The organism is Hallella faecis (genome assembly GCF_018789675.1).
Classification (GTDB): Bacteria; Bacteroidota; Bacteroidia; order Bacteroidales; family Bacteroidaceae; genus Prevotella; species Prevotella faecis.
This window is the reverse complement of the sequence record NZ_JAHKBE010000036.1, coordinates 24,921-31,429: the sequence shown is the minus strand read 5'-3', so window position 1 is coordinate 31,429 and position 6,509 is coordinate 24,921. Positions and strand designations below refer to the sequence as shown.

The 6,509-nt window shown below is 48.6% G+C and carries 6 protein-coding genes and 1 pseudogene; 1 reads left to right on the top strand and 6 read right to left on the bottom strand.

Annotated elements, in window-relative coordinates:
* From KM934_RS08975 to KM934_RS08955, 5 genes and pseudogenes are all read right to left on the bottom strand, one after another.
* A pseudogene (locus KM934_RS08975) lies at positions 1-489 on the bottom strand (IS4 family transposase); the annotation flags it as partial.
* A 137-nt stretch (positions 490-626) separates the two neighbouring features.
* On the bottom strand, positions 627-1,319 hold the full coding sequence (locus KM934_RS08970) for an Abi family protein (protein WP_215760282.1): 693 nt from the start codon (positions 1,317-1,319) through the stop codon (positions 627-629).
* 623 nt (positions 1,320-1,942) lie between these two features.
* Positions 1,943-2,527: a LutC/YkgG family protein gene (locus tag KM934_RS08965; RefSeq protein ID WP_215760281.1), complete on the bottom strand. Its 585-nt coding sequence runs from the start codon at positions 2,525-2,527 to the stop codon at positions 1,943-1,945.
* Positions 2,524-3,903, bottom strand: a complete 1,380-nt coding sequence (locus KM934_RS08960; RefSeq protein WP_215760280.1) for a lactate utilization protein B — start codon at positions 3,901-3,903, stop codon at positions 2,524-2,526. The genes KM934_RS08965 and KM934_RS08960 overlap by 4 nt, the downstream gene beginning before the upstream one ends.
* A complete protein-coding gene (locus KM934_RS08955; RefSeq protein WP_215760279.1) occupies positions 3,900-4,637 on the bottom strand; it encodes a (Fe-S)-binding protein in 738 nt (245 codons plus the stop codon). The genes KM934_RS08960 and KM934_RS08955 overlap by 4 nt, the downstream gene beginning before the upstream one ends.
* A gap of 304 nt (positions 4,638-4,941) precedes the next feature.
* Between KM934_RS08955 and KM934_RS08950 the strand changes: the two genes are divergently transcribed.
* Positions 4,942-5,709: a porin family protein gene (locus KM934_RS08950; protein WP_215760278.1), complete on the top strand. Its 768-nt coding sequence runs from the start codon at positions 4,942-4,944 to the stop codon at positions 5,707-5,709.
* Between the two features lie 214 nt (positions 5,710-5,923).
* On the opposite strand, the gene rfbC is transcribed toward KM934_RS08950, so the two are convergent.
* On the bottom strand, positions 5,924-6,496 hold the full coding sequence (gene rfbC / locus KM934_RS08945) for a dTDP-4-dehydrorhamnose 3,5-epimerase (protein WP_215760277.1): 573 nt from the start codon (positions 6,494-6,496) through the stop codon (positions 5,924-5,926).
* Between the last annotated feature and the right edge of the window lie 13 nt (positions 6,497-6,509).

The following is a 6,509-nucleotide window of genomic DNA, read 5'->3' as shown; positions in this document are numbered from 1 at the left end:
GGTAAGCCCTTGTTCCTTGCCATCAACCTTGCCCTTCTCGCCATGAAGCGAGAAACCGAGCATGAACTGCGTGCGGCCATCGCTCCAGCACAACATTAGAGCCTTGTAGCCGAGGATGCATTTCTGGTGTACATGCGAGAATATCTTGCCTATGGATTCCATATGCATGCCCGTCTTTGGAAGATCCGTGTCATCGGCTATCAGTACGGTTGGAAGCAGACTCTTCTTATGGTCCTGGCGCACGGTCACTTTCGTCAGCAGCCAATTGGTTATGCGGTACACGACATTCCGCCAGTCGACATTGTCTTGTGACAGATACGAATAGAGGATATCTTTCTTACCGCCAAACATACGACACAGCGCCGAACCATCATAATGGGAGAAGCCTTTGATTGCAAAGAATGGAAACAGTAACAATATCTGGAACACTTGAAGGTTCGTCAACTGGCAGTTCTCACGTTTCAAACCACCAAGGCTGCGGTTGTCCAAATTCTTCCTCTAAACAGACAAGGAAATGTTGGTATATTTGAGGCCATGAGCGAATTGTTTCGTACTATTTATCTTGATATAGATACGCCAAAGGCTTGATGACTGCACAAAATTTGGTAAAAGAATGCAAATACGCCTTATTTTAAGGCATTGATTTTGTAACAGACACTCTGTACATGATCGAGCCCATACAGCATGGAACGAGAATCTATTCCCATCCAAGAGAATAATGTCTGAATTTTCTGGTATTCATTGACGATATAGCTGGTGTCTATTTCCGATGCATGAAGTCTGAAACAGATTGGTTCATGGTGCGCTATTCTGTTTCTCAGACTATTAACCTTGTCAAGTTCATTGAATATGTAGGCATTGTTGTATTGAGCTGCTGACGAAGAACGAGGTTTGTTTGGGAATACCCTTAACAAACATTGCCCAGTCGCACGATATTGTAGAGATGAATACATATATTTCCATACTCCGAATTCCATTTCTGCAATCAGTTTGGAATGTGAGTAAATGCCTTGCCTATCCAATCGATTGTATGCTTTTTCTATGATTTTTCTTGTCTCGTTCATGCGACCGTTGGTGAATATTCCATTGACTTGAACAGAATCTTTCAGCCAATTCTCTCCTAATGTCGGCACCAGAAGTCTATCAATCGCATTACGCAAAGCCACTTCAAAGCAGCTAACTATTGTAAACATCTCCTGCGATAAACGTAAGTTGTAGCGATACAAAGCCATAGCTTTGCGAGTATCACCATTCGCTGCATCATAATATCTCTGCATTCGTTTGGCAGACAAGATTCGTTCAAATTCTAAATATTCCATAAAATTCGTTCAATTACTTGGTTGTAACAAGAAAAAACGCTATTTTTGCAGTGTTGATTCCCGGTAGCCTCTGATTCGTCAAGCTATCGGGTCTTGTTTTTATATACGTTTTGCTTACAAAAATACATTATTTTTCAGCAAAAACGCTTGTACTATTAAAAAATTACAGATATTTAACCGTAAAATTAGCTGAAACCCCAACCACACGGGTAGGACGCTCACAAGCAACAACAGCGGCTATCAACTCTCTTCATGAGTGATAGCCGCTGTTGTTTCTTTCAAAACCTGTTGCTGATTTGTTGCTTACCCTCCTAATCTTGGATTGTAAACCGACGTGGCATGTGGTTTTCTTGAAATGAGCGTAGCGGGTGTCGTTTATTTCGTAACAGTATTCGTTTCGTTAATAATACTAAGCAAGAACTCTTCTCCAGAATAGCCATCGATTTTTTGGACGATTACATTGTCAACAATGATAGATTCGAGTTCCAACTGAATTCTTCCAGGAGTGATGGGACGCTTGTTTGCATCAAATGTTGATACCGATTGACATTTGAAGTTGAAAAGCACAAGGTGCTGCTCTCCGCCATAGTTCAATGTCACTGGTAGGCTGCTATCGCCATATATTATTCTTCCCTTATTACAACGGTTACGCCGCGTGCTGCCTGCGCTCCCATTACCAACGCCTGCTCGATGTCGGCCGTCTTTGAGGGTCCTGAGATGAATGTGCCGAGCCCGGTCTTGGGCATGCGGATGCGGTCGTATGCCTCGTGCATGTTGTTCACGATGCCGCTCTTCGGGAGAACGATGACCAGATATTCGCTAATGAAGCACACTGCTTTCTCCTTCATGTCCTGCGGAATCCATACGCAACCGTTTTCCGCCACTCCAATCTGGCCGCACACCACTCCTACGTCGGTGCCGTTAAGGTCCTTGGCCTCGGCCACGGTATCGGGATTGATGGTGGCGATGGTTAATTCTGCGATGTTAGAGGCAATGGTCTTTGCTTCCGGATAGGCGTTTCTCACAATGTCGTCGAGGTTTTCGCCCGGCTTAGCCATCACCACGTTGCTGCCCACCGACTTGCTCATCTCCACAAACTGCTTGATCGTGTCGTCGTATGATATGCCGTTTATGGGTGTGTCGGGCATCGGATATTGTTTGCGCGTGTTGCGTCTCAACTTCTCCAATAGTTCGTCTTTGTATGTCATTGCTTTTTCAGTTTTCCTTTCTTCCACATTGTCTGGAACGATTCCTTCGCAAAATTAGGCATTGCGTGCGCCACGCCCCACGGATTGAGGGTGCGGATGTGCGTAAGGCCTTCGGGTATGAGGTTGGCAAGAGGAGCCAGACGCAGGGCTGAAGAATAAAGCTGGGGATGATCGAAAAGCTCTTCCATTCCCTTCGACATGCACTTCTTCATTGTGTTGGCCTTATGCAGCGAGTCGAGCTTCTGTCTCCACATATAAACCTGCGAACCCGGATTGACCTTAGCCGGGCACACATTGTCGCACGAGAGGCAGAGCGTGCAAGCGCTTACGTTGTCGTTATAGCGCGACGCATCATGGAGCATACCAAGGTTGATGCCGATAGGCCCGGGGATGAAGTAGGTGTAAGAGTAACCCCCTGATCGGCGATATACGGGGCACGTGTTCATGCAGGCCCCGCAGCGAATGCACTTCAGCGTTTCCCAATGCTCGTCGTTGGCGAGGATATCGCTTCGCCCGTTGTCCACGAGGATGACGTGCATCTCCGCTCCCGGTCTTGCCTGGCGGAAGTGGGAGGTGTAAGCCGTGGTGGGCTGGCCTGTAGCGGACCGACAGAGCAGTCGTTGGAATACGGCGAGCGACTTATAGTCGGGCACAATCTTCTCTATTCCCATTGCCACGAGATGCAGCTTGGGCATTGAGGTCGTCATATCAGCGTTGCCCTCGTTGGTGCAAACCACGATGTCGCCAGTCTTGGCCACACCGAAATTGCATCCAGTCATTCCCGCTCCCGCTTCCATAAACTGGTTACGCAGATGCTTGCGCGCACATTGTGTAAGGTAGGTGGGATCATCATTGCCTTTCTCCGTACTGATGCCTTTCTCCTCAAACATCCGCCCCACCTCTTCCCTCTTGAGGTGTATGGCAGGCATAACGATGTGGCTCGGCTTCTGATGGAGCAGTTGCAGGATGCGTTCGCCAAGGTCGGTCTCCACGACGTCGATGCCGTGCCTCTCAAGAAACGGGTTCATGGCACATTCCTCAGTAAGCATCGACTTGCTCTTAACCATCTTCCTCACGCCATGACTCTGCAGAATGTCGAGCACGATGTTGTTAAAGTCATTGGCGTCCTTAGCCCAATGCACAATGACGCCACGGCTCTCCAGCTGCGCGCTAAACTCCTCCAGATAGTCGGCCAAGTGGGTAATGGTGTGCTGCTTTATCTGGCTGGCGTGTTCGCGCAGTTCCTCCCATTCGGGCAACCCCGACGCCATGTTGTCGCGCTTTTGCCTTAACGACCAGAAGGTGGCGTCGTGCCAAGTGGTCTTTTCCCTGTTATCGTTGAAGCGTCGCGCCGCTTCTGAATGTAGTGTGCTCATAGTCCTGCTGCCAATATCTCTACCACGTGTATGAATTTTATAGGTTTGTTCTCCTTCTTTGCAATGCCCTGCATGTGCATGAGGCACGACGAGTCGGGACCGGTGATGTATTCGGCTCCCGTAGCCATGTGACGTTCAATCTTGTCCTCTCCCATGCGTTTCGATACGTCGGGCTCTTCTATGGAGAACATTCCGCCAAATCCGCAACACTCGTCTTTTCTCTCCGGCTCCCGGATGGTGATGCCGTCCACGAGCTTGAGGAGGTCGATGATCTTGTTGAACAGAGGCTCCTGTCTTTCTGAAGGCGACGACAGATGCAGCTCGCGTACGCCGTGACACGAATTATGCACGCTAACGATGTGGGGGAAGTGAGCCTTAAGGCTTGTTGGTTTCACTACGTCGTGCAGAAACTCCACCACGTCCATGATCTTCTTCGACGTGAGACATTCGTGATTGCCCTTGGCAAGTCGGGGATGATATAGCTTCACAAAGGCCGCACACGATGCCGACGGCGCAACCACATAGTCGAACTCTCGGAAGATGTCGTCGAAGTGGCGCACAATGTCGGTGGCCATCTTTTCAAAGCCGGCGTTCGCCATGGGCTGTCCGCAGCAAGTTTGCTTGAGAGGGTAGGTAACGTCGAGCCCGAGGCTTGTCAGGAGCTTGTAGGTGGCCACTCCCACTTCAGGATACAATGCGTCGACGTAACAAGGAATAAACAATCCGATCTTCATAATATCGTTATAACTCTTGGCGTGTTAAACCTGTATTTCCTTAATAATTTTGTTTTATTGATATTTTGTAGTCAAGGACAACGCTGCCACCATGGCTCATGCGAAAGCTGACAGAAGGGTCCTCTTCATTTTCATGTTTGTTATTTGTTGGCAAAAGTAACAATAATATTTGAATCTCGCTTCAGCGTTGGAAGCATTTTTTTACATCATTGGAATTTTAAACGCATGCGGGTACTTTTACGAATAAATGATGTAAATTTGCACTTGCTTGTCGAATTTCGCATAAATCATATCATACACAACAATGAAAAAACAATTATTGGTTTTAGCAGCCCTGCTCATAGCTGCTTCAACCGCAAGCGCCCAGCAGAAGGCGCGCACCTTCTCTGTCACACCCAAGGTGGGTGTAACGGTAAGCAACATCACTGGCCAATTGCCTGTTTATGTTGCTTATGCCGTAATGCCAGACGTTTCAGGAACCGAAAGCACTATATTTGTTCCCGATTCTGATCCAGGAAAATGGGGACTGATTTCGTATGAAAACCAAAAACGCAAGGCGGGGTTTACCGCAGGTGTCGAAGCGCAATACCAGTTTACCAGCTTGTTCGGTCTTTCCGTAGGTGTTTTCTACACCCAGCAAGGAGCAAAGTATGGCACCAAGGGCAAGAGTGGAACGCCCAATGGCGAACAGTTTGATTTTAAAGACGATCTGAAAGTCAATCTCAACAGCATAGCCACCCCTGTCCTCGCTAATGTGTATGTATGGAAAGGGCTTGCCCTGAAAGCCGGTCTACAGCCAGAGTTTGCCGTAAGCAGGAGCACAAGTGGCGATTATGCAATCAGCTATAAGGGTAAGCCCGCCACAACCAGTAGCGGGGCCTTCATCAAAACGTTTGCCCTGTCGGTCCCTGTTGGCATAAGCTACGAATACAAGAACCTTGTGGCTGATCTGAGATACAATTTCGGAGTGACCAACTTGCGCCAGGATGGCGATAAGTGGAACAGGTCTTACGGACCCGCCGCTCACAATCGCTCATTGACGTTTACCGTTGGCTATAAATGGGGACTCTAAAAAATATGGTTCTTCCGTTAAATGCGGATATGCGCCCCTAAGGGGAAAAAGGGGGTTACATACGCCCCTAAGGGCAAAAGCATAGAATAGAAGGCTGTTGCCCTTCCAGAGCGCGGCTCTATCGCTACGCTTCTTTTAGCCCATTCAGCCATTCCATATCTCATCTATGCAACCTTAAAAATTGAGGGGGCGCAAATGTGCGTCCCCTCAATCATCATTTGTATAAATTGACGTTGATGTCGAATGGACTGTCGAAGTCTTTTAGTAGGTCGTGCTTCGTGTCCTTCTCCGACAGGATGGCGTGATCGGTGGGAATGTGCCAGTCGATGCCCAGACTATCATCAAGGATGCTGATGCCGCCATCGGCCTCCGGGTGATAGAAGTTGTCGCACTTATATTGGAACACAGCCGTCTCGCTCAGCACCGCGAAGCCATGGGCGAAGCCACGGGGCACAAAAAACTGGCGATGGTTGTCTTCGGTCAGTTCCACCGCCACATGCTTGCCGTAAGTGGGCGATCCCTTGCGGATATCCACTGCCACATCGAGCACGGCACCCTTCACACACCTCACCAGCTTGCTCTGGGTGAACGGTGGGCGCTGGAAATGCAAGCCACGCATCACGCCATAGCTACTCATGCTCTCATTGTCCTGGCAGAAGTCGATGTGGCGCACCTTCTCGTCAAACTCCCTCTGCGAAAAACTCTCGAAGAAATACCCACGAGCGTCCTTGAAGATACGCGGCTCAATGATCACCACGCCCTCAATCTCAGTCTTTATTACTTCCATAGTGTTTTTATTT

Excerpts from the sequence above, each read along its gene's own strand:
- KM934_RS08970 (WP_215760282.1), bottom strand. The coding sequence starts at position 1,319 with ATGGAATATTTAGAATTTGAACGAATCTTGTCTGCCAAACGAATGCAG.
- KM934_RS08965 (WP_215760281.1), bottom strand. The coding sequence starts at position 2,527 with ATGACATACAAAGACGAACTATTGGAGAAGTTGAGACGCAACACGCGC.
- KM934_RS08960 (WP_215760280.1), bottom strand. The coding sequence starts at position 3,903 with ATGAGCACACTACATTCAGAAGCGGCGCGACGCTTCAACGATAACAGG.
- KM934_RS08955 (WP_215760279.1), bottom strand. The coding sequence starts at position 4,637 with ATGAAGATCGGATTGTTTATTCCTTGTTACGTCGACGCATTGTATCCT.
- KM934_RS08950 (WP_215760278.1), top strand. The coding sequence starts at position 4,942 with ATGAAAAAACAATTATTGGTTTTAGCAGCCCTGCTCATAGCTGCTTCA.
- rfbC (WP_215760277.1), bottom strand. The coding sequence starts at position 6,496 with ATGGAAGTAATAAAGACTGAGATTGAGGGCGTGGTGATCATTGAGCCG.